Source organism: Photobacterium sp. DNB23_23_1 (assembly GCF_052873815.1).
Genome location: NZ_JBNNXT010000006.1, coordinates 86,827 through 110,695, shown reverse-complemented (window position 1 = coordinate 110,695; position 23,869 = coordinate 86,827). Strand labels below are relative to the sequence as shown.

The 23,869-nt window shown below is 46.9% G+C and carries 18 protein-coding genes; 12 read left to right on the top strand and 6 right to left on the bottom strand.

Features of this window, described 5'->3' with window-relative positions; genetic code table 11:
* Positions 1–103: 103 nt before the first annotated feature.
* Positions 104–1,507 carry an aminodeoxychorismate synthase component I gene (gene pabB, locus ACVA53_RS06035; protein WP_446504707.1) on the bottom strand — a complete coding sequence of 468 codons (1,404 nt, stop codon included), beginning with the start codon at positions 1,505–1,507 and terminating at the stop codon, positions 104–106.
* Positions 1,508–1,771: 264 nt separating this feature from the next.
* Between pabB and ACVA53_RS06030 the strand changes: the two genes are divergently transcribed.
* From ACVA53_RS06030 to ACVA53_RS06015, 4 genes are all read left to right on the top strand, one after another.
* Positions 1,772–3,280, top strand: coding sequence for a fumarate hydratase (locus tag ACVA53_RS06030; RefSeq protein WP_446504706.1), 1,509 nt, complete (start codon positions 1,772–1,774; stop codon positions 3,278–3,280).
* A gap of 462 nt (positions 3,281–3,742) precedes the next feature.
* A complete protein-coding gene (locus ACVA53_RS06025; protein ID WP_255040936.1) occupies positions 3,743–4,783 on the top strand; it encodes an efflux RND transporter periplasmic adaptor subunit in 1,041 nt (346 codons plus the stop codon).
* Between the two features lies 1 nt (position 4,784).
* Positions 4,785–5,867 carry an efflux RND transporter periplasmic adaptor subunit gene (locus ACVA53_RS06020; RefSeq protein WP_255040935.1) on the top strand — a complete coding sequence of 361 codons (1,083 nt, stop codon included), beginning with the start codon at positions 4,785–4,787 and terminating at the stop codon, positions 5,865–5,867.
* A gap of 2 nt (positions 5,868–5,869) precedes the next feature.
* The gene (locus ACVA53_RS06015; RefSeq protein WP_446504705.1) at positions 5,870–8,965 is read left to right on the top strand and encodes an efflux RND transporter permease subunit; all 3,096 of its coding nucleotides are present in this window, start codon (positions 5,870–5,872) and stop codon (positions 8,963–8,965) included.
* Positions 8,966–9,091: 126 nt separating this feature from the next.
* Here ACVA53_RS06015 and pyrC read toward each other — a convergent pair whose 3' ends face one another.
* Positions 9,092–10,123 (bottom strand): dihydroorotase, encoded by a 1,032-nt coding sequence (pyrC, locus tag ACVA53_RS06010; RefSeq protein ID WP_255040933.1) that lies wholly within the window; start codon positions 10,121–10,123, stop codon positions 9,092–9,094.
* A gap of 238 nt (positions 10,124–10,361) precedes the next feature.
* Positions 10,362–12,365, bottom strand: coding sequence for a methyl-accepting chemotaxis protein (locus tag ACVA53_RS06005; RefSeq protein ID WP_255040932.1), 2,004 nt, complete (start codon positions 12,363–12,365; stop codon positions 10,362–10,364).
* Positions 12,366–12,808: 443 nt separating this feature from the next.
* Here ACVA53_RS06005 and hinT point away from each other — a divergent pair, with 443 nt between their 5' ends.
* From hinT to ACVA53_RS05965, 8 genes are all read left to right on the top strand, one after another.
* Positions 12,809–13,159: a purine nucleoside phosphoramidase gene (hinT, locus tag ACVA53_RS06000; protein WP_107348449.1), complete on the top strand. Its 351-nt coding sequence runs from the start codon at positions 12,809–12,811 to the stop codon at positions 13,157–13,159.
* Positions 13,160–13,458: 299 nt separating this feature from the next.
* Positions 13,459–14,844 carry a COG3014 family protein gene (locus tag ACVA53_RS05995; protein ID WP_255040931.1) on the top strand — a complete coding sequence of 462 codons (1,386 nt, stop codon included), beginning with the start codon at positions 13,459–13,461 and terminating at the stop codon, positions 14,842–14,844.
* On the top strand, positions 14,844–15,230 hold the full coding sequence (locus tag ACVA53_RS05990) for a YcfL family protein (RefSeq protein WP_255040930.1): 387 nt from the start codon (positions 14,844–14,846) through the stop codon (positions 15,228–15,230). The genes ACVA53_RS05995 and ACVA53_RS05990 overlap by 1 nt, the downstream gene beginning before the upstream one ends.
* 51 nt (positions 15,231–15,281) lie before the next feature.
* Positions 15,282–15,875 (top strand): penicillin-binding protein activator LpoB, encoded by a 594-nt coding sequence (gene lpoB, locus ACVA53_RS05985; RefSeq protein WP_255040929.1) that lies wholly within the window; start codon positions 15,282–15,284, stop codon positions 15,873–15,875.
* An 18-nt stretch (positions 15,876–15,893) separates the two neighbouring features.
* On the top strand, positions 15,894–16,784 hold the full coding sequence (locus ACVA53_RS05980; RefSeq protein WP_446504704.1) for a phosphotransferase: 891 nt from the start codon (positions 15,894–15,896) through the stop codon (positions 16,782–16,784).
* Between the two features lie 154 nt (positions 16,785–16,938).
* Positions 16,939–17,784, top strand: coding sequence for a DUF6279 family lipoprotein (locus tag ACVA53_RS05975; protein ID WP_255040927.1), 846 nt, complete (start codon positions 16,939–16,941; stop codon positions 17,782–17,784).
* An 85-nt stretch (positions 17,785–17,869) separates the two neighbouring features.
* The gene (gene ycfP / locus ACVA53_RS05970) at positions 17,870–18,412 is read left to right on the top strand and encodes an alpha/beta hydrolase YcfP (protein ID WP_446504703.1); all 543 of its coding nucleotides are present in this window, start codon (positions 17,870–17,872) and stop codon (positions 18,410–18,412) included.
* Positions 18,413–18,821: 409 nt separating this feature from the next.
* Entirely contained in the window at positions 18,822–20,111 is a 1,290-nt protein-coding gene (locus ACVA53_RS05965) for an NAD(P)/FAD-dependent oxidoreductase (RefSeq protein ID WP_446504702.1), read from the top strand.
* A 105-nt stretch (positions 20,112–20,216) separates the two neighbouring features.
* On the opposite strand, the gene hflK is transcribed toward ACVA53_RS05965, so the two are convergent.
* The 3 genes from hflK to ACVA53_RS05950 are packed head-to-tail and all read right to left on the bottom strand — an operon-like array spanning position 20,217 to position 23,639.
* The gene (gene hflK / locus ACVA53_RS05960; protein ID WP_255040924.1) at positions 20,217–21,101 is read right to left on the bottom strand and encodes a protease modulator HflK; all 885 of its coding nucleotides are present in this window, start codon (positions 21,099–21,101) and stop codon (positions 20,217–20,219) included.
* Positions 21,085–21,987 carry a protease modulator HflC gene (hflC, locus tag ACVA53_RS05955; protein ID WP_255040923.1) on the bottom strand — a complete coding sequence of 301 codons (903 nt, stop codon included), beginning with the start codon at positions 21,985–21,987 and terminating at the stop codon, positions 21,085–21,087. Before hflC ends, hflK begins: the two co-directional genes overlap by 17 nt.
* A gap of 2 nt (positions 21,988–21,989) precedes the next feature.
* The gene (locus ACVA53_RS05950) at positions 21,990–23,639 is read right to left on the bottom strand and encodes a cation transporter (RefSeq protein WP_255040922.1); all 1,650 of its coding nucleotides are present in this window, start codon (positions 23,637–23,639) and stop codon (positions 21,990–21,992) included.
* Positions 23,640–23,869 lie beyond the last annotated feature (230 nt).

The following is a 23,869-nucleotide window of genomic DNA, read 5'->3' as shown; positions in this document are numbered from 1 at the left end:
CAAATACAAACAAACCCACCGATAACCAAAACGAAAAGACCAAGACAAACACAGTGTTTTTCTTGGTCTTTATTTTGTTCTTAGTCGGTGTTTTTTGCTCAGACTAGTTTTCGAGTACAGGCAGGATGCGGCTCAGTTTGTCGAGTGTTTCCTGGTACTCGCTATCGACCTGGCTGTCGGCAACAATGCCACCACCAGCCCAGACATGGAGTAACTGGTCATTAGCAACCAAGGTGCGGATTGTGATGCTGGTATCCATCTGTCCGCAACGGCTGATATAGCCAATACTGCCACAGTAAGCACTTCGACGATTTGGTTCTAGCTCTTCAATGATCTCCATGGCCCTGACTTTCGGTGCCCCGGTAATCGAACCTCCTGGGAAGCAGGCTCGCAGCAGATCGGTAGCTGTATATTGCTGATCAAGCTTGCCAGTCACCGTGCTTACCAAGTGGTGGACAGCAGGAAAGCTTTCGATATCGAAGAGTGACGGGACTTTCACTGAGCCCGGTTTGGCAACACGGCCGATATCGTTTCGCAGCAAATCGACGATCATCAGGTTTTCAGAGCGATCTTTTTCCGCAGAGCGTAGGTCGTCTGCCAAAGCTTCATCAACAGATGGGTCTGTGTTCCGTGGTCGGGTTCCTTTGATCGGCTTGGTTTCAATATAACCATCTCGATGTTGAAGGAATCTTTCCGGTGATACAGAAAGGATGGCGCTGTCACTGGTGCGGAGAAAACCTGAAAAAGGTGCTCCGTTGCGCTCTTCCAGTAACCGATACGCCTGCCATTCATCACCCTGATAACTGGCGGAAAAGCGCTGGGTTAAATTGATTTGGTAACAATCCCCTGACAGCAAATACTGCTGGATACGGTCGAATTTGTTGCAATATTCGTCTTTATCCATGTTGGCTTGCCATGGCGATGTTAATGCAAAAGCAGCAGGCTGTTGCGAATTCGTCGCAGCGGTTGTTTGCTCTACAGATAAGCGGTGCTGTTGCAGCCATTGCATGCGATCACTGCCTTCCGGATAGACGAGGTAAAGCTGCTCGGTTTGATGATCGGCAATAAGCGCCCAGTCGTAAATGCCCACAGCCATGTCTGCAGTGGCAATATCATGCTGGGCTGTGGTTGCTATTTTTTCGACTCGCCGTCCTAAATCATAGCTGAACAAGCCAATGGCACCGCCGATAAAAGGGACATCTTTCAAAGGGGTTGTCGATGGAGCTAACTGTGATTGTATCGCTTGGATTAGAGTGAATGGGTCGTCGTTGCTCGTTTTTTCATCACTATTTGAAAAAGTAATACGGGTTGTTTCACCATATGTCTCTAAAGTGGCCAAAGGATCAGCAACTAATATGTCGAATCGATTATCAGGATGATCCGAAGCTGCTGAGCGTAATATCATAGCCCACGGCAGTCCCGCAAACGATTCAAACCACGTTAGCGAGGCGTCTTTGTGGTACTCGAGTTGTTCAATACTCAGTTCTGGATGTGATTTACAAATCATTTTCTTTTTTGTGACAGGTGTACGTCTGGCGCATGGCGCGAAATTATTCGCAAGAGTATCATAAACACAGAATTTAATCCGACGCCCAAGGACGTCCTGAAAGCATTATTTTTAGTGAGTAGCACTTAAATAAGCTGAATGGAGAAATGCCATGAGGATCATGGCCGTGTGGTTGCATTTCATTACTGAGAATGTGAATCACAACCTACACTGGAAGCAGAAAATCGGGCGCCAGGGAATGATAAAAAATCAACGAGGGCAGATATGACCGTCATCCGTAAACAAGATGTAATTAGTAGTGTGGCCGATGCGCTGCAGTACATTTCTTACTACCATCCGCTCGACTTTGTTCAAGCTTTGGAAAAAGCTTATAACAAAGAGCAGAGCCAAGCTGCGAAAGATGCGATTGCTCAGATCCTTATCAACTCGCGTATGTCAGCTGAAGGTCGCCGACCAATCTGTCAAGATACCGGTATTGTGACCTGCTTCGTTAAAATTGGTATGAATGTACAATGGGATAGCGATCTAACTGTACAAGAAATGATTGATGAAGGTGTACGCCAAGCGTATACCAATCCGGAAAATCCGCTACGAGCCTCTGTCGTAGCCGATCCAGCCGGTAGCCGAAAAAACACCAAAGACAATGCGCCTGCTGTTGTGCATATTGATATGGTTCCGGGCGACAAAGTTGAAATTCAAGTGGCGGCCAAAGGGGGCGGCTCTGAAAACAAAACCAAGATGGTGATGTTAAACCCGTCAGATGATGTGGCTGAGTGGGTTGAAAAAACAGTTCCTCTAATGGGAGCTGGTTGGTGTCCTCCGGGTATGCTGGGTATTGGTATCGGTGGTACTGCTGAGAAAGCAGCGGTATTGGCGAAAGAATCCCTAATGGAGTCAATCGATATCCACGAACTGCAAGAGCGTGGTGCGCAGAATGCAGAGGAAGAGCTGCGTCTGGATATTTACAACCGAGTGAATAAGCTGGGTATTGGTGCACAGGGCCTTGGCGGTCTAACAACTGTGTTGGATGTCAAAATCAAAACAGCGCCAACACATGCAGCCTCTAAACCTGTTTGTATGATCCCTAACTGTGCGGCGACTCGCCATGTACATTTCACGTTAGATGGAACGGGTCCTGCTGATTTGTCTCCACCTAAGCTGGAAGATTGGCCTGAAGTGACATGGGAAGTCGGTGACAACGTTCGCCGTGTTAACCTTGATGAAATTACCAAAGCAGACGTGCAAGATTGGCGCTCTGGCGAGACCGTACTGCTATCAGGAAAAATCCTGACCGGTCGTGATGCGGCACACAAGCGCATCCAGGATATGTTGGCCAAGGGTGAAGATTTCCCGGTTGATTTCAACAATCGCTTTATCTACTACGTCGGTCCTGTTGATGCAGTTGGTGATGAGGTTGTCGGCCCTGCTGGTCCTACGACATCGACACGTATGGATAAGTTTACCGATATGATGCTTGAGCAAGCCGGTCTTACCGGCATGATCGGTAAAGCTGAGCGTGGTCCTGCTGCAATCGAATCGATCAAGAAGCACAAGGCGGTTTACCTGATGGCTGTTGGTGGTGCCGCTTACCTAGTGGCTAAAGCAATCAAACAGGCGCGCGTGGTCGCATTTGAAGATTTGGGTATGGAAGCGATTTACGAATTTGACGTCGTAGATATGCCTGTCACGGTTGCGGTTGATGCTGAAGGGGTAAATGCTCACCAAACTGGTCCAGATACCTGGAAAGTGAAAATTGCAGAGTTTGAAAGTTAATAGTTTAGCCCTAGAAGGTTAGTACACATATTTTCATCTATTTAATAAGGAGCCGAAAGGCTCCTTTTTTGTTATCCGTGTTATTGGGTCGTATGACGTCCACTATTGAGTCATACAAGAATAGCTATACCAACCGACATAAATACTGATCAACTACTTATCCAGACTGGTATTAAGCCTGCTTCAAAAAATCAACGAATCGTTTGTATTTAGATTTCTTAACCTGATTTTTTCTGACTTCTGCTGATTTCGTTTTTTGCCTCTCGTTGTCGTCTAACGCTCTGTTAGTTTCGTTGCTTTGTTTAATAAGCTGTTTTTTTGTTGTTTTTCTGATGTTTGTTTAATTTTTGTAGCGATATGTGGGCTATAGTATTAACAAGCATTTTGGTGTTATGTGGTAGCGCTTTGCGTGATTAGCATCATAAATAAATACAACAATAATGAAGAAATACAGAGGATTTTATGGGACGCGTGATGTGGGCCCCGGCCTTGCTAGCATTATTGGTACAAGGATGTGGGGACAAAGAAGTCGTCATTCCTGAACCCGACTCTAGGCCTGTCAAGCTTGAGGCTGTATCAGTAGGCAATACTGAAAGTTTTCGGACATTCCCCGCGGTTGTAGAAGCGGGAGATAAAGCCGTACTGGCTTTTCGAGTATCCGGACAATTAGACAAGGTCAACGGCAAGCCTGGTGATGTTGTCAAGCGGGGACAGGTCCTCGCTCATCTTAATACCGATGAACTAAGCCTTAAGCTTGAACAGGCAATGGCCGATTATGAATTGGCCTATGTACAATACAAACGAGACAAAGAGTTACTCAAAACCAATGTGGTATCGGAACTGGACTTCGACCGCTCGGAAGCTGAATTAAATCAGGCTAAGGCCGATTTAGACAAAGCCAAAGCCAATCTCAATTATGCTAGCTTGGTTGCGCCATATGATGGAACGTTGTCACTTTCTTTGGTGGAAAACTACGAATATATTACGGCTAAGCAACCAGTGATGCACATTCAAAGTGCCGGTTTGATTAACGTGACTTTCCAGTTACCGGATCAGTTGCTTGCCCGTTTCCAGCACCATTCTGACTTTGAGCGGGATCCCACCGTAACCTTCGATACTATTCCCGACCAGACTTTTTCGGCAGAGTTTAAGGAAATCGATACCGAAGCCGATGAGAAAACCTCAAGTTATAAAGTCACCCTATTTATGGAACGTCCACAAGGCTTCAACTTGCTACCCGGTATGGCTGGGCATGTACGTGTGATTATTCCGCTAAATGCCAGTGGTTCAATTCCTTCTCGAGCGATTTTGACCGAAGGCGAAAGCACGTTTGTTTGGCATGTTGATGACCAAGGGATTGTCTCTAAGGTGCCAGTCCAGCTTGATGATAGAAGAAGGGTTTTAAGTGGCTTGAACGACGGTGACTTGATTGCGACATCTGGCGTACAGGAGCTGCAAGAGGGACAAAAAGTGCGTAAGTGGGTCAAGGAGCGGGGACTGTAGGATGAAGATGTTAACGCTAATACCTTTAGTGCTGGGAGTGACACTCGTTACTGGTTGTGAAAAGGCAGCCGTAGAGCCTCGCACCGTTGTTGCACCCGTAGCCATTGCTGAAGTGCACATGGCGCAGTCGGCGCCTCAGTTGATCTTTCCGGCAGTAGCGGCAGCAGCAGATAAATCGAGCTTGTCATTTAGGGTACAAGGCGAAGTGAGCTTTATCGGGGTACGCCCCGGCGATCAGGTTAAAAAAGGCCAGTTATTGGCCCGCATTGACCCGACAGATTACAAGCTAGAAGTAGATGATGCCCAAGCCAAGTTCAATGTGTCTGATAGCCAATACCGTCGTTCGGCCAAACTGGTCAAGCAAGGCTTTTTGCCGCAATCGCAATTTGATGAGTTAAAAGCACAGCGCCGGATCGCCAAAGCCAATTTGGATTATGCCAAGCTCAACCTCGGTTTTACTGAACTTAAAGCGCCTTTTTCAGGAGTGATCTCACGGGTGCCCGTTGAACAGTTTGAGAGTGTACAGATAGGCCAGTTAGTGATGAACCTGCACCTTGCTGACAAGGTCGATATCATCATTCAGGCACCAGATCTGATTTATTCGCAAAGCACGGCGGTGGAAGTTCAGGAGTCTCAACCGGGAGCGACAATCTTGCTTGAAGATGGCTCTGAATTTAAAGCCTATTTGAAAGAGTTCACCACCGAGCCTGATCCTGATTTGGGCTCATTCCTTGTTACGTTATCTATGCCGATGCCTAAAGATCGCTTTATTCTTGATGGAATGGCTGTTGAGGTGAAAGCGGATGCCCAAAAGTTAAAAGTTTACCCTAAGGGAGAAGCGGTCATACCGCTTGAAGCCATCTTTAATGAGGATGGTGATGATTTGGCGATGGACAATAAATTCGTCTGGGTTGTTAACGACGATAACACAGTGACCAAACGCAAAGTTGTTACTGATAAGGTGGTGCCAGAAGGTGTTCGCCTGTTGGAGGGACTAGAGACAGGCGAGCATATTGTTGTCGAAGGGGCAAACAGATTACGTGAAGGCCAGTCGGTCACCATAGTAGACAAGGAGGCAGGCTGATTATGAAACAGGATATTGCAGCTTATTTTATTCGCAACAAAGTGATCAGCTGGATGCTGACACTGATTTTCCTGATTGGCGGGACCATGGCCTTCTTCGGGCTGGGGCGTTTGGAAGACCCGGCATTTACGATTAAAGATGCTATGGTGATCACAGCTTACCCAGGGGCGACACCTCTGCAGGTTGAAGAAGAGGTGACTTATCCGATAGAAAAGGAGATCCAGCAGCTGATCTATGTTGATGAAGTCAATTCGGTTTCCAGCCGCGGTCTTTCTCAAATCACCGTCACCATGAAAAACAATTATGGACCGGATGATCTTCCGCAAATCTGGGATGAAATGCGGCGTAAGGTCAACGATCTCAAGCCTTCATTGCCGCCGGGCGTGCAAGAGCCCTCGGTGGTGGATGATTTTGGCGATGTGTTCGGTATGCTGCTGGCCGTTACAGGTCAGGGCTACAGTTACAAAGAGCTGAGCGATTATGTTGATTATCTGCGTCGTGAAGTTGAACTGGTGGATGGTGTCGGTAAGGTATCGGTTACCGGTACCCAGCAAGAACAGGTGTTCATTGAAATATCGATGCAGCGCTTGAGTAGTTTGGGGATTTCGCCGCAAACAATCTACAGCACGCTCGAGACCCAGAACCTTGTCACCAGTGCAGGGGCGGTGCGTATCGGGTCTGAATATATCCGCGTCCATCCAACCGGTGAGTTTCAGAATGTCGATGAACTGGGTGATTTGATCATTACAGATAGCGGCGCCGAAGGATTGATTTACCTTAAAGATGTCGCCGAAATAAAGCGGGATTTCCAAGATGTCCCGAGTAACTTGATCAATTATAACGGGCGGCAGGCACTCCATGTTGGGATTTCCGCTGTTGAAGGGGTCAATGTTGTTGAAGTCGGAAAACGGGTTGAACAACGGCTACGTGAACTCAAAGAGCAGCAGCCCGTCGGTATCGATATCGGGGTGGTGTACAGTCAACCGACAGAGGTCGACAAATCGGTCAGCGGCTTCGTCATCAGCCTAGGTCAAGCCGTTGCGATTGTAATCATTGTCTTGTTGTTCTTTATGGGGTTGCGTTCTGGCCTGTTGATTGGCTTGATCTTGTTGCTGACCGTGTTAGGCACATTTGTCTTTATGAGTTGGCTGGCGATCGATTTGCAGCGGATCTCATTGGGGGCACTGGTTATTGCGCTGGGTATGCTGGTGGATAATGCGATAGTGGTGGTCGAAGGGGTGCTGATCGGCATGCAGAAGGGGCGAACCCGGATGCAGGCGGCTTCAGATATAGTGACCCAAACCAAATGGCCGCTGCTTGGCGCGACGGTGATTGCCGTGATGGCGTTTGCACCGATTGGCTTATCTCAGGATTCAACCGGTGAGTACTGTCGAACGTTGTTTACCGTCTTGCTGGTTTCACTCATGCTGAGCTGGTTTACGGCAATCTCACTGACGCCGTTTTTCAGTGACCTGTTCTTCAAAAGTGTTAAGACCGGTAATGATGACCCTGATGCCGACCCTTACGCCGGCAAGCTTTTTGTTTGGTATAAGACCTTCCTTGAGTTCTGTATGCGCCGGGCGTGGATGACCGTGATAGTACTGATTGCCATGCTAGGGGCGAGTTTGTATGGCTTTACCTTGCTTAAGCAGTCTTTTTTCCCGTCATCGACGACACCTATGTTTATGGTGGATGTTTGGTTACCGGAAGGCACTGACATCCGTGCTACCAATGCGACGTTGAAAGAGCTGGAAGGTTTTGTGGCGCAGGATGAGCGGGTCGATTACGTCAGTACCAGTGCTGGTAAGGGCTCACAGCGTTTCATGCTGACTTATACGCCAGAGAAGAGCTATTCTTCTTATGGTGAGCTGGTTATTCGGGTTAAGAGCTTCGAAGATGTGTTGCCGGTAATGGCGACTATCGGGGAGACGCTGGATACGAAACATCCTGAGCTTGAATATAAGCTCAAGCAGATCATGCTGGGCCCATCATCCGGTTCGAAAATCGAGGCACGCTTGGTTGGACCTGATCCTACCGTACTACGGACCCTTGCCAAACAGGTTGTGGATATTCTCAATGCTGATCCTGGTGCATTTAATATCCGCCATGACTGGCGTGAGCGTAATAAGGTTATTGAACCTATCTTTAACGAAAGTCAGGCCCGTCGCTACGGGATCACCAAAAAAGATGTCGATGATTTGTTGCAGATGTCCTTCTCTGGTTTAACTGTCGGAATCTACCGAGACGGGACGAACTTGATGCCGATTGTCGCTCGTTTGCCTGACGAAGAGCGAGTGGATATCAGCACTATTGAAGGGATGAAGATTTGGAGCCCGGCAACGGAAGGATATATCCCTCTTCAGCAGGTGATTAATGGCACAAATGTGATTTGGGAAGACCCATTAATTGCACGAAAAGACCGTAAGCGAATGCTTACAGTGATGGCTGACCCTGATCCATTAGGTGACGAAACTGCTGCAACCGTGCAGGCTCGCATCCAGTCGAAGATTGAAGGGTTGGATTATCCTCCAGGTTATTCGTTGGAGTGGGGCGGTGAGTATGAGTCATCGGCTGATGCGAAAGCCTCTCTGTTCCAAACCATGCCAATGGGCTATTTGGTGATGTTCTTGATCACGATTTTCTTGTTCAACAAGGTCAAGGAAGCCCTGATTGTCTGGGCGACAGTACCGTTGGCAGTCATTGGGGTAACGACAGGCTTGCTGTTGCTCAATACACCATTTGGTTTTATGGCCTTGCTCGGTTTCCTCAGTTTATCAGGCATGTTGGTGAAAAACGGAATCGTCTTGTTGGATCAAATCGAAATCGAGATAGCCAGTGGTAAGGAAAAATACCAAGCGGTTGTAGATGCGGCTGTGAGTCGTGTCAGACCGGTGTGCATGGCGGCCATTACCACCGTTTTGGGTATGGTGCCATTGCTACCGGATGTGTTTTTCAAACCAATGGCGGTGACCATTATGTTCGGCTTGGGCTTTGCTACGGTACTGACGCTAATCGTGGTGCCTGTGCTTTATCGCCTGTTCCACCATTTGCCGTTGCCGGGTACCAGCCCTGCAGCGCCGGAGCCAGTACCTAGCTAAATCCAATTAGGATTTAGCTAGGTTGAATGAACAAAAGGGGCGCAATATGCGCCCCTTTGTTGTTTAGCAGATTGTTTGCTGAAGAGTCTTCGACAGCCTGCTTGTCTTATTTTGTCTGACTGCAGGTTAAGCCGTTACTGTCCACGTCATTTCTTCGCCAGCGCGAATCGGTACCACGACATCGTTACCAAAAGACATGGTCTCAGGTACAGCCCAGTTTTCTTTGGTCAGTGTGATGGTATCGGCGTTGCGAGGAAGACCATAGAAATCCGGACCGTTGAAGCTGGCAAATGCTTCCAGCTTGTCTAATGCGCCTGCTTGTTCGAAGACTTCGGTGTATAACTCGATGGCAGCATGCGCCGTGTAAGAGCCAGCACAGCCACAAGCCGATTCTTTGCGCTCTTGGGCGTGTGGTGCCGAGTCAGTACCTAGGAAGAACTTCGGGCTACCGCTAGTGGCTGCTTCTACCAGCGCCTGCTGATGGATATTGCGCTTAAGGATTGGTAGGCAGTAAAAGTGCGGGCGGATCCCGCCGACTAGCATATGGTTACGGTTGAACATCAGGTGGTGTGCCGTGATGGTGGCAGCCACATTAGGGCCTGCATTGTTAACAAACTCTACCGCATCTTTGGTGGTGATATGTTCAACCACGATTTTTAGGTTTGGCATCTGTTTAACGATAGGGCCCAGCACTGTATCGAGGAATTGCTTCTCGCGGTCGAAGATATCGACATCGTGAGTGGTTACTTCACCGTGGATCAGCAGAAGCATGCCTTCTTCCTGCATTGCTTCGAGCGTCGGTATTAATTTGTCGATGGATGTGACACCCGAATCGGAGTTAGTGGTTGCACCTGCAGGGTAAAGCTTGGCGGCATAGATATGTCCGGTTGCTTTGGCTTTGCGAATTTCGTCTGGCGTGGTGTTGTCGGTGAGGTAGAGGGTCATGAGAGGAGAGAAATTGCCTTGAGGCTTTTCGGCAAGGATACGATCTCGGTAAGCAAGAGCTGCTTCAGTATCGGTTACCGGCGGAACCAAGTTTGGCATGATGATGGCTCGACCCATATAGCGGCTGGTATCGCGAACAGTGTCATTAAGCACGTCGCCATCCCGCAAATGTAGGTGCCAGTCATCAGGACGTGTAATCGTAATAGTCGTCATTGTTGCTTCCCTCCCAAAAAAAATCGACCGATTCTAAAACCTCAGCTGGAGCTTGTAAAGCGGCATCTTCAAACTATTGAATTAATTGACGCAGAAAAGAGCAAACGATTGCTTACTATAGTTAATTCAACGGTTTTTTTTGACTATACAGATGAATCAAAAGCCAGCGGGATTGAACTGCCCCCCAATAGTTGGACAACCATTATTGGGGGCTTTTTATTGAGTTAAGAAGCAAATGCTAGAGCTTGAAACGGTGAACTAGGTCATTTTGCTGGTGAGCTAGGTGATCAAGCTTGCCACTGGCTTCAGCAACATCCTCCATGGAGCGGTAGTTTGAATCGGCTATATGGCTGATATCTTCCAATGAGCGGGCAATAGACCCTGTCGTACTGTGCTGCTCTTCAGCTGCTTGGGCGATTTGGGTGCTCATCTGGCTGATTTCGAGAATAATCGCTTGGATCTCTTCCATCGCGCTATTGGCATCTGACGCTTGGGTAATGCTGTTATCCATTTCACTGACACAGCTCTGCATGACTTCGACAGCTTGTCCCGAGCTGGACTGTAGACGCTGGATCATCTGCTCGATTTCTGATGTTGAGTCGGTTGTCCGCTTGGCCAGTACCCGCACCTCGTCAGCGACCACGGCAAAACCTCGACCTTGCTCACCAGCTCGTGCCGCTTCAATGGCGGCATTGAGTGCTAGCAGATTGGTTTGATCGGCGATATTACGGATCACATCGAGGATCGAGCCGATATTGCTGCTCATCACCTGTAGATCTGAGACGGCGTGAACCGATTTATCCAAACGCGTAGAGAGCTGGTGGGTTGTGTTGATATTGCGGCTCATGACTTCGCGGCCGGTGCTTGATGCTTTCTCAACCTCGTGGACGCGCTCCATGGTGATCTGCGCGCTGTGGGAAACGTCAGCGACAGACTGCTCCATCTCGGTCATCGCAGTGGCGACAGAGGCCGTCTGCTGGCGTTGCTCAAGCAGTCGATTCTTGGCCTTGGTGGTTGTAGATTGGTTTTCTTCAGCGACAGCCGTGAGATCACTGGAAGCCTGGCTGAGCTTGCCGAGGATCTCTTGCAGGTTGTCGGCAAGTGTATTGATGTAGTTACCCAGTTTGCTGAACTCAACGAATTGGTTCACTTGGCTGCGTTTGGTCATATCACCTTTTGCTAATGCTTCAAGGGTCGATAATGTTGCATTCAGCGGTTTGCGAACGCTTTGTGCGAGATACCATCCGATGAACAGGGCAAACAGGGTGGTACCAACCCCAAGTAAGGTCGCATTGCGGTAACCTTGACTGTAGGTCCTGTCTGCATTGGTGATAGCGGTATCCATTTGGGTACTCGCCTGAGCACTGAAACTACCAAGCAACTCCATCGCTTGGTCTATTTCATTCGCAAGGATGGCAATATTCTCATAGAGGCGGTTGCGTGCTTCGATATACTGGAAGTGTGTATCAAGCACACCGCCGGATTGGCCAATATCCTGGGTGTACTGAGTTATTGGCTTATCAAATATCGGTTTGAGCTCAGGCATCATTGCCAGCAGTGAGCGGTAGGCATTATTGAGGTGATTGATATTACGCCTGTTACTTTTCATCGCTTTATCAATGATATCTATATCTTCTGTTGCCAGTGCATCTGAAGTGACGACTTCGGTTTCCTGCAGTTTGACAAAATAGTTCTTGGCGATCATTTTGACCGAAATGCTTTCTTGATCGTCAACATAATCTTTCATCCTGCTATTGAGACTACCGTGCAGCTGCTGGAAGCGTCGGGCTGATTGCTGGCGCTCTGCTTGGGCAATCAGTTGGGTCCGGTAATTGTCCATCGCAGTATGAGCTTCGCGAAAGTAACGATTTTCCAGCGCGATAAGTGCTTCAAGCTGGCTGCTGAGAGCCATATTATCCTGCGCGGCACTTTCGAGCTGTTCAAAGGCATCGAGAAATTGTTGGTGAGCGTGGCCGAATTGGTTTGCATAAGTATCCATTCGCGCCAGATCTTGGCTGGTGAGATAATCCTTGTAGATTTTATCGGCAGCTAAAAGCCTGACACTGACTTGGTTTGACAATGATACCAAGGGTAAAGATTGGTTGGTGACGATTTGGAGTTGTTGATGGATCCGACTGGTGCCGTCGAGCATCATTACCAGTGTGGCAGCAAAAAGCATGACCATGACGGCGATACCGGTATACATACGTCGAATGACGGAGGTCTGTTTCGTTGTCTTCATAATATCCCTAAAAAAATACAAGCAAGCGACAGCCGATCTTACTTATGGCAATGTAATACGAAGTTAGAGTTATGGTTTTGGTCTTCGTACAAAATGTGACGCTTAAATTTTCGGAAGCAAAAAAGCAGCCTAAAATGCGTCAAAATTGACTCTGTTGAGTAATAAATCCTTGATATGGTTCTTGATGTTCGTGCCAAATAGTAAATGATTTCGCTTCTTACATTCTTTGACCGCTGCATCAAAAAATAACTTTGTTATCTAGCCTGTTGGTATTTGTTCAAGGCTACGTTCGATGGACGACGAAAGGTGTTTGGAGTAAGTGAATGTGACGGATAGAAAAAAATCACTGGAAAAAAGATTAAAAACAACGTTCAATATTGCTCTTGTTTATCTAGTCGAGCATACTGCAAGTGTAGATTCGATAACGATATATGGAGCAAGACATGGCTGAAGAGACCATTTTCAGTAAGATTATTCGCAAGGAAATCCCAGCTGATGTTGTGTATCAGGACGATTTAGTGACAGCTTTTCGCGATATTAACCCGCGTGCACCAAGCCACATACTGATCATCCCTAATAAATTGCTACCGACCGTCAATGATGTGGAAGCAGAAGACGAGTTGATGATGGGGCGCCTGTTTACCGTTGCCCGTAAATTGGCAGAGCAGGAAGGTATTGCTGAAGACGGTTACCGTTTGATCATGAACTGTAATCCACATGGCGGCCAAGAGGTTTACCATATTCATATGCACCTGTTGGGCGGTCGCCCGCTAGGGCCAATGCTTGTGGGTTAACACAAGACTTGGTTAGCCAGCGGGCTAACTGAGGACGCGTGAACTTCTGTTCCAAGTTGAAGTCTGAGTGCGTGTATTTATACCAACCCACATACATATTTGATCAGTCTTGCTGGTTAAAATCGCTGTTCTCTGCGTTAGATATTTTGTAATTAGAGCCACTAGTGACTGCAATATCTGCCTTGATAACAACGATTTTTCCAGTGCAAATACTTGATCAACGACTTATCCAGATTGGTATTACGGCGATTTTGCCGGTGGTAAGGGCACTCAGGCTTTTTATTAGGGTTAGTTATAAGATGTTGAAACATGCCGTTGTTGCGGTACTGTCTTTGGGGTTGGTCGCTTGTGCGAACCTGTCGACCCAGAGCTTATTTAGTCATTATAGTGCGGCAAACAGCAAGACCCATCAGGCAATGCAGCAGGGCTTGTACCAGCAAGCGTTGGACGTATTGCCTGATGCGCCTGCAGGTGAAATCCTTGATGGAATGGAAAAAGGGCGGGTCGGTTTTGTCGCTGGCCAGTATCCGCAAAGCTATGGTGCACTTCAGTCTGCTGACAATGCGGTAAAAGAGCAGCAACGCCAGGCCAGTATCCAGATATCGGAAGGGTTCAATCAGGTTGGCTCGTTACTGACCAACGACAATATGATCACCTACCAGCCTGCGGACTATGAGCTGGGTTTTTTGCATTTATATTTGGCGCTTAATTACCTGCAACAACGTGATCTTGGTGGTGCTTTGGTCGAAGTACGACGGGCTAATCAGGTACAAGAAGCTGCCAAAAGACTGCGGGAAGCTGAACTCAACAAAGCAGCGAAAGAAGCACGCCGCAAAGGGATGGAGCAAAACCTTGGAGCCGTTTTGGCTCGGTACCCGGATGTTGGTAGTCAGTTAGGCAACATTCAGAACGGCTACTTGTTTTTTCTCTCAGGGGTGTTGTACGAAGCCGACGGTGATCTGAACAGTGCATACATCGACTATAAGCGGGCACTGGCCGTGGCACCAAACAACCCGTTTGTTGCCGAAACAGTACTGCGTTTGGCAACACGTATGCGTATGGATCAGGACCTACCATCTTTGCAAGCGCGATATGGCATATATCAAGCACCTTCTGCCAGTACTGGCAGGGTGGTCGTGTTTGACGAACAAGGTGTGGTATCGGCAAAAGACGGCTGGCGTTTGCCTATTTGGCTGACAGACAGCCGAGGTGATGGTGTCATTTACAATCTGGCGTTGCCTTATTATGGAAACCCGTCCAAAAAAGTTTATTCGCCATTGCAACTCAACGGCAAACCGCTGGTTGACAGCACCGTCGCCAATGTCGATGGGATGGCACGTTACAGCTTACAGGAAGATCTACCCGTGATTGTGCTCCGACAGGCTTTGCGAGTCGCAGCCAAGAACGAAGTGCGCAAAACTGCGGCGAGGAAAGGGGATGATATCGGCAACGTGTTGACCAATATTTTCAATACCCTAACTGAACAGCCAGATACTAGAAGTTGGCAAAGTTTGCCGGCCTCGGTAGCAATTGCTCAGCAAGATATCGCGGCAGGGCAGTATGCTCTTGCTTGGAATGGCCATCAGATAGATGTTGATGTAAAAGCAGGCAGAACAACCATGGTTTGGGTGTCACGCCAGGGAAATCAGCTGACCGGTTGGTCAGTCTTATTGGGGAATAACTAATGAGAATATTACTTGTATTAGGGATGGTTTTGGGCTTAGCCGCTTGTTCCACGACAACCTCCGGGATCAGCATTGAAAGCAGTAACCAAAGCGTGGTGATTGGCAACTCTCACTTGGCCAGTCGCCTATCGATTGAACAAGCCAGGATTTCTGACGTCAACGGACTGATGAAGGCAGGGGTGCCGGTGACCAGCCAGATTGATTCTGATCTCAACCTGCAATACCGCTTTTATTGGTATGACGCTCAGGGCCTTGAGGTTAGCGGTAGCGATACTCCATGGCGCCAGGTTGTGCTGCACGGTAAAGATACAATGACATTACAAGCGGTTGCCAGACATCCTCAGGCAACGCAATACCGGATTTATATCCGAAAAGCAGACTATTAATTTTGGGATTAGCACCGTAGTAAGTGCTGTTTGACTGATAAAGGTAAGACAATGAAAAAAAGCGTAATCGCATTAATGGGTGTGGCTGCACTGATGGGCGGCTGTGCCCAGAAGGTGAGCTATGGTGATGCTCAGCAGGCTGAAACAACCACTATTGAGTTTGGTTCGACAGATTTACAAAAGATTGCTGAAGAAATGACAGACAGCATGCTGACATCTGGCTCGGTTGCTTACATTACCGGTAATGGCCAGCGCCCAATCATTGTTGTTGATAGCATCAAGAATAAAACCAGCGAGCATATTGATACCGAGTCGGTAACCGACTCGGTCAGTACGCGTTTGCTAAACTCGGGTAAATTCCGTTTTGTGGACATGACTCGTGTCGAAGATGTACGCAAACAGCTTAACTTCCAGAATAACGATGAGCTGGTTAACCAGAGCACAGCTATTCAGTTTGGTAAAATGGTCGGTGCGGAATACATGCTTTACGGTAACCTGTCGAGCATTGTGAAGTCAGCGGGTAGTGACAAAGATGTTTACTACAAAATGACCATGCGCTTGATGGACTTGGAAACTGGCCTGATTGAATGGGCTGACGAAACCGAGATCCGTAAGCAGGAGTCGAAGAGCCTTCTGGGCTGGTAACATAGGCCTTCCGGTGACATGAGTATCGAAAACTTACAGGCTCTGCTTGGAGCTAGGATGCCGGAGTACCATTTAGACAGAGCCAAACCTCTCAGCGGCGGTCTCAGCAACCGCTGCTGGCAGGTCGTTATTACGCACTGTCAGACCGGGCGGTGCCAAACCCTTGTATGGCGGCCTTGCTCTGCGTCATCAAAGGCTTTTGGAGTATCACGCCAGCAAGAGCATGATGTACTCCAGGCCATTTCCCCTTATGGCAAACATGATATAGCACCGCGCCCCTTTGCCCTTCTCGCTGAGGGGCTATTCGTTGAGTGGGCCGACGGTCAAACCGCTACACCAGATCTCCCTGTTAAAACCGTCATGGACTTATTAGGGACTATACACCAACTTCCTTCTCCTTCGTGGCGGCTGGACTGTCAGCTCCGGGGTGCACATTATTGGCAGTATGTCGGTGGTGCAGTGGAGGAGTCTCAACTTTGCCGTATCCATGCTTATTTCCAATCTCTGCCTATTAAGACATGGTTTGCTGACACGTGCTGTCATCATGACTTGGGGTGGTATAACGTGATTGTTGCACCAAACGGTCAGCACCAAGTGATTGATTGGGAGTATGCGGCCGCAGGCGACCCGTCATTGGATTTAGCGCTGACTATTGCAGCCAATCAGCTTGAAATATCAGAGGCTATCTCTCGCTATTGTCAGTGTATGGGCATTACCGATGCTACCGAGCAGGCGCGGTGGTTGTCGGCCGTTACGTATTGGCAGCCATGGTGTGATTATTTGGCTATGCTATGGTTTTACGTTGGATCACAATATTTTTCTGACCAAGAGCAACCCGATGAAGGCTATCTTTCGCAAGCTCGATTATTACAAGAAAAGCTGTGGAACGATCTGCAATTATCTGATTAGTTGATACTTTTAACTTTCCTTCGTCTACAATCAGAAACGGTAAGTAATTTGTGTCCATAGGGCTTGTATACTGTAGTAATGATTCTATATGACGTTCAGCTGCGTCATTTCGCTAAGTGGGTACTAAGCATCAAGGTTCGATGAGGGGAATGTGATGAGTACGAAGATCCCAAAATGGGCAGCGTTCACCTTGAGTGTGGTAATGGTTGCGGGGTGTACCACTCGCTTGGCCTATAACAACCTCGATGTATGGTTAAGCTACCGTCTTTCTTCATATGTGACGCTTAATTCTTCCCAAGACTCGACATTTGACCGTGGATTGGATCGTGCTCTAGCACTCCACCGACGGCAGGAGCTACCCAAAATCCACCGTGCGATTGATCGTCTGCAGGCTGATCTGCTTTCTCCCATGACATACGGTCAGGTGCAGGAATACTACACAGTGTTTACCCAATTGGGGCAGGACTCGGCAGCAATTCTGGCCGAGCCTTTAGCGGATGTATTCTCCCAGTTTAGCAACACTCAAGTTGCGCAAGTTGAAGCGAGTTTGCGCCAGCGTTTTGCTAAATTTGATCAAGAACGCAGTAAATTAAGTGACTCTCAAAAATTAGCCAAACGCGTAGATCGGCTACAAGATTTTACCCAAGACTGGGTAGGATCACTGACTAGCAGGCAAAAAGAGTTACTGACAGAATTGGCAGGCTACCAATTGGAAATGGCGCCAATCTTTCGCTCAATGCGCAACGGCTATTTTGAACGTTGGCAGCAATTGATGAAAAACCGTACCCAACCTGAGTTCAAGATACAACTGACTAAGCTGGCACGAGACATGATGGCGCTGAACAGTCCACAGTATCAAAGTGAGATCCGCTTCTACCTCAATCGCCGCTTTGAGCTAATGCGACGCCTCAACCATACCATGTCGCCGTCACAGCAATCTTACCTGAACCGTAAGCTGGTCGACCTACGGAAGGATGTTGCATTGCTGATCAATCAATAACGGATATTTACTGTGAAAGTAGTGTCAACAAACCCTACAAAACGTGGTAGATTGATTTTACTGATAATCACAATAGGGAAGAATAATGATTATTTATCTGCATGGCTTTGACTCAACAAGCCCGGGGAACCATGAAAAGGTATTGCAGCTTCAATTCATTGATCCTGACGTACGTTTTGTGAATTACAGTACCCTGCACCCCAAGCATGATATGCAGCACTTACTCAAAGAAGTGCTCAAGCTAAAGGAAGAGTCTGCTGATAAGCAACCGCTGATTTGTGGCGTGGGACTTGGCGGATATTGGTCTGAGCGCGTTGGCTTTCTTTGTGGCATGAAGCAGGTTATTTTCAACCCAAACCTGTCCCCAGAATGCAATATGGAAGGTCGCATCGACCGCCCTGAAGAGTATGCTGATATTTCCACCAAGTGCGTAACAGATTTTCGTAGCAAAAACGCAGGTAACTGCCTGTGCATACTGTCCACAAATGATGAAGTCTTAGACAACAATCTCACTAAAGATGCGCTAGGTGACTTTTATCAGATTATTTGGGACGAGAACGAAACGCATAAATTCAAGAAAATTTCTCAGCACCTGCAAACAATAAAAGCATTCAAAGAAGCCTCCTAACTTCTATTTGTAAGCAGACGGTATGTGTCCGTCTGCTTTATGCCTGTCCTATCTATGTCAATTGTGGCATCTACTGCTCGCTTCTTTCGTCAACAAATTAGCATGGGTGTTATTTGCCGTGCCTCAGTACGCCATACTATGCTCTGGGGAGCATGGCGAACCCGATTGTGCTGCTAGTTTTGATCTTAATCAATTATTTCTTGCCTTGAAATAATATTTGCTTATAATGAAAATCTTAACTTTTTTTGAGATTAATCAAAAAAAGTTAAGATAACCAAATAAAGAAGGTGCAGTAAGCATCCTGAGTGTACCTGAACTTAAATTATTGATAGTAAAGAATTATACTGACTGGATTTAGTTCGGGTCAGCTTGAATTTGTAAGTTTTTAAATTTGTGAAAGGAAGTAGTGATGACACGTATTATTGTTGTCGGTGGTGGTGCTGGTGGTTTGGAGCTAGCAACTAAGCTGGGTCGTACCTTGGGCCGTAAAGGCCGTGCTAAAGTGACGTTGGTCGACCGTAAGGGGAGCCATTTGTGGAAACCACTGTTGCACGAAGTCGCAACAGGCTCTATGGACGCAGGTGTTGATGCGCTTAGCTATCGTGCACATGCGAAAAACCACTCGTTTGATTTCCAAATGGGTAGCCTGAAAGATATCGACCGTGAACGTAAAGTGATCACACTTGCTCCATTGCATGACAAACAAAATGAATTGCTGATGCCTGAGCGTGAGCTAGAGTACGATATCCTTGTGCTGGCTATCGGGTCTACTTCTAACGACTTCAATACTCCTGGCGTGCGTGAGAGCTGTATTTTCTTGGACAGTCCAGAGCAGGCGCACCGTTTCCGTACAAAAATGAACAACCAGTTCTTGAAACTGCATGCAAACAAAGAGCAAAAAACGGTTGATATCGCAATTGTCGGTGCCGGTGCAACCGGTGTTGAGCTCTCTGCTGAACTTCATAATGCAGTGCAAGAACTTAAAAACTATGGTTTTGGTGATCTGGACAGCTCACGCTTGAATGTTAACTTGGTTGAAGCTGGTGAGCGTATCTTGCCTGCACTACCACCGCGTATTTCTTCAGCTGCCCACAGTGAGCTAACCAAGCTTGGTGTAAATGTTCGTACTGCGACTATGGTAACCAAGGCTGATGAAACTGGCCTGACAACCAAAGATGGCGAGCATATCCCTGCCCAAATCATGGTATGGGCGGCAGGTATCAAGGCGCCTGATTTTATCAAGGATATCGCCGGTCTTGAGACTAACCGTATCAACCAGTTAGTGGTTAAGCCGACCCTGCAGACAACGCGCGATGACGATATCTACGTGATTGGTGATTTGGCTTCCTGTGCACAGGAAGACGGTAGCTTTGTCCCACCACGAGCTCAGGCCGCTCACCAGATGGCAAGCCGTTGTTTCTCTAACATTGTGGCAAAAATGACAGACCGTGAACAGAAGCTATATACCTACAGTGATCATGGCTCGTTGGTTTCGTTGAGCCGCTTCTCAACGGTTGGTAGCTTGATGGGGAACCTGACCAAAGGCTCGATGATGGTTGAGGGACGCATTGCTCGCGTGGTGTATATTTCCCTTTACCGCATGCACCAAATCGCGTTGCACGGTGTGGTGAAAACCAGCCTGATGATGCTGGTTGGTCGTATTAACAGGGTTCTTAGGCCTAACCTCAAATTGCATTAATCGATATAAAGTTACATTAATCGCAATTACATCAGAACCGGAGCGGCTGCTCCGGTGATGTTTTATACCTCATCAAATACACAGTCGCTTAATTGGGGACGATGATTATCGTCCATCCGTTACTTGAAGCTCTACCTTGGATGTAATTGCTTCTAATGATTCATAGTAATAACGTTCTAATGCGACTGGCGTTTCTAGGCCTGACATAATTGATTGATATCGAGATGCATCACCTTGTGCAGATTGAACAATCTCTTGGTACTTGGCTTTACTTTGTAGTTCTATTTGATTAATGGCGCTTCGTGCCGCGACTTGTGCTGTTTCCCTGTTTGCCAGGGCTTGTTCTATCCGCTGCATTTTTTCAGCGGGTGCGGCCTGGACTCTATCAAAAGCGCGTTTGGCAGAGCTAGGGGGCTCCAACCGGCGAATGGTAATCGAGTTAACTCGTAACCCCATCTTTAAGTCATCAGCCATAAATTGCACATTATCACGCAGTTCTGATTGCAACTGAGAGCGGCCCGTTGTCAACAAGGTTTCAAAATCTTGTTTGGTCGTGTAGTAGATAGTCTTTGACATGGTGACTTGCTTAAGCAAGTTCTCAACATCATCTGCAGCGTAATAAAAGAGTGCAGGCTCTGCGACGGTGTACTGTATTTCCAAGCGCATGTTGACTAAATCTCCCCCACGGGTGGTCAACTCCGATTGCAAATAGGCGGCTTGATACTCTCTAGAAAAGTCGATAACGAGTGATCGCAGTTCAGTCACCGAGATTAATTCAACGTCATCAATCGGGTAGGGTATACGGTAATGCATACCTGGCAATACATTGTCATTGATTACTTTTCCGAGACGTGTCACCACGCCTCGTTGTTCGGCATCAATCAAATAAAAACCGCTTAACAGATATATGACCGGAAAGGCGGTCGTTATAATCATCAACCAACGCCGAGCCGATTGAAATGTGTGAACGATATCATGACGCAGGTTCATCTGTACCTCCAGATGGGCGATTGAAGAGTGGTTCAAACATTTCCAGATCTGCAGGTAACACTATGCGGCTTCCTTCGCCAAACATAGATTGATAGGCTTCCATAGAGCGGATAAGTCGGTATAGTTCTGGATTACTCTCAAATACATCCGTAAATAATTCGGCCGCTTGCGATTCGGCTTCACCCAATAAATGCTGATCATCACGGTAGGCTTTCGCTCTCATCTCTCGTATTTCAAGCTCTGTTTCCGCCTGAATCTTCGAGGCGGTTTCCATTCCTTCTGCACGATATTGCCTTGCGAGACGATCCCATTCTGATGCCATACGCTCGTAGATAGCTTGCAAGTTTTGGATTGGATAACCGAACTGATAAGGCGCCACAGATACAACCTCAATGCCAAGTTCGCGCATTGCTTTGGTCGTGACGGATTCAGTGACACGCTCGAACAGTGCATCGATCTGGTTATCTGTTGCATCGGCACTGAATATGCCTGAGATTGGAACCGATGCTATCTCAGAGCCAATTTCACCATTGGCCAGTGTTTCTAAGCGCAGTTGTGCAACTTCAATACTACGAGCACTTGTTAGAAAATGAATGGGATCTTCGATACGCCAGACGAGATAAGCACCCATCACCACATTTCTACGGTCACGAGTACCGTATTCCGTCGATGGAAGTGACAATGTTTGTAATCGCTTATCAAGGCGTACTGTCGTTTCAATCGGATCAGGCCATTTTAAGGCGGGACCAGCGCTAGAGATAACCGAATTAGGCCGACCAAATTGACTAACGATGACTATCTCAGACTCTTTGACTTGAATGATGCTCGATATTACTGCGATGCCTGTCAGTAAAAATAGAATCGCAATAGTAAGGTACTTGTTCATGGTTATTCTGTTTCCGGTAATGACAATGGCGTACGTAAGTCCCACTTGTCGACATCTGGATGTAAGAGGGTGATAAAGGCGTCTTCAAAGCTATTCTCTAGCGTATCTGCAAGCAAGTTAAATGCGAAGGCATCAGGTTTAGCACGCTGGATGTCGCCGAGAGGCTTAAGTTTGGCAATCTCTCCATCTGCCTGATAAATCCTTTCAGCGGCAATGGCTTGGTTGCGCTTTTGTTGCAGAACGAGTTCAGATCGAGCAATCGGTATGTCGTGTAATCGCGAGGCAACGGCTTGGTTAACCATATCTCTGCTTTCATGAAATGCATTGTGAACATCTCTATACACATCGGCCAATCCTGCTGGGGGCTGTAAGCGATTGATGGTCACACTTATAATTTCAATGGGTAGCGCTAGGTTAGCTAGGTTCTGCTGAATTTTATTTGCGACTTTCGTGTTGAAATCAGAATAACGTTGACCAACGAAGTGTGATTGCCTTTCGATGGCTACTGACTGCCACAGTGCATTGCTCGCAGTCATTTTTATTAGTGACTCAACACCAGCCACATTTCGTTCTACGCTAATAACATCACTGATACGGTATTGCACTTCAACCTGTACGAACATCAGCGATTCGTCACCGGTTAATAGGTAATCGGTTCCATCGCTGCTATTGGCTTGGTTTTGAGTCTGTAGCCACAGGTTTTCACCAGGCGCTCGCGCTCCATTGCCTATGACCGAACCGACTTGAATCGATAGTACTGAGCCATCTTCCCATTTTTGTAATACACCTAGTGGGTATGGCAAATTATATTGCAGTCCCGGCTCTAGGTACTCATTGATTGGTTTTGATAAGAAATATGACACACCGGTTTCACCAAGGTTTACTAGGGAGAAGCCTGAACATAAATAAATACTGATACTTGTAATGTAAATATGTTTTGAGTGTTCTTGTATATGTTTTTTCGCTAATAAATATCTATTCTTTACTCTACGAAATTGCAGCCTGTATTTAGATCTTAAAGAATGAAACCTATGTAATCCCAATCCGAAAAAAGAATGTAACGATGAGTATAATAATTTCAATCCAGAAAGTGTTATTAGCAATAAAATAACAGAGGCAACGTATTTGTCTATGTTAAGGCTGACCATTTCACCGATTAAGGAAAGTAGCACTGCAACAGAGGTCAGTAAGTCCATATGACTGTGATGAGCATCGGCCTCTAGCGCTAAAGAGCCTGTTTGTTGTCCTACATACCACTTGAATTTTGATATTAATAATAAAGCAATAATAACGACGATGGTGCCAACTATACCAATAGCGGGATTAGTGATCTGTTCGCCTAAACCTGCTCTTAATTGTCCCCATAAATAAAAAGGTGCTGATAGCAATAATATTGCAACACCCATAGACAATAAAGATTCTAGCTTATCAGCTCGTTGATCTGCTCTATCACGGCACTTGGAGTGCAAGTAAGTCCGGTAGAGAAGCCCCGCCAGTAGTACAATAGAGACGAAAAGGTCACCTCCAGAATGTATTGCATCAGCCCATAATGCAGCACTCGTTGTGATCACCGCTAATCCTAAACGTAGGATTGTTAGGAATAGGTCTGTTCCAATAGCAATCAGCGAAGTTCGTATACGTCGGTCAAACATAATTAATTCAAATGAAATGTGAGAAGCGCATGTTAGTTATCTATTGTGAAGGAAATATTACGATTAATTAAGTTTTACTATATTTATCGACAATATTAATTGTGTCGGTAACTGTTTGTTGGTTTGATTTTATGCTCGTAATTATGCTCGTAATTATGCTCGTAATTATGCTCGTAATTATGCTCGTAATTATGCTCGTAATTATGCTCGTATTGTTTCGGCGGTTGTAT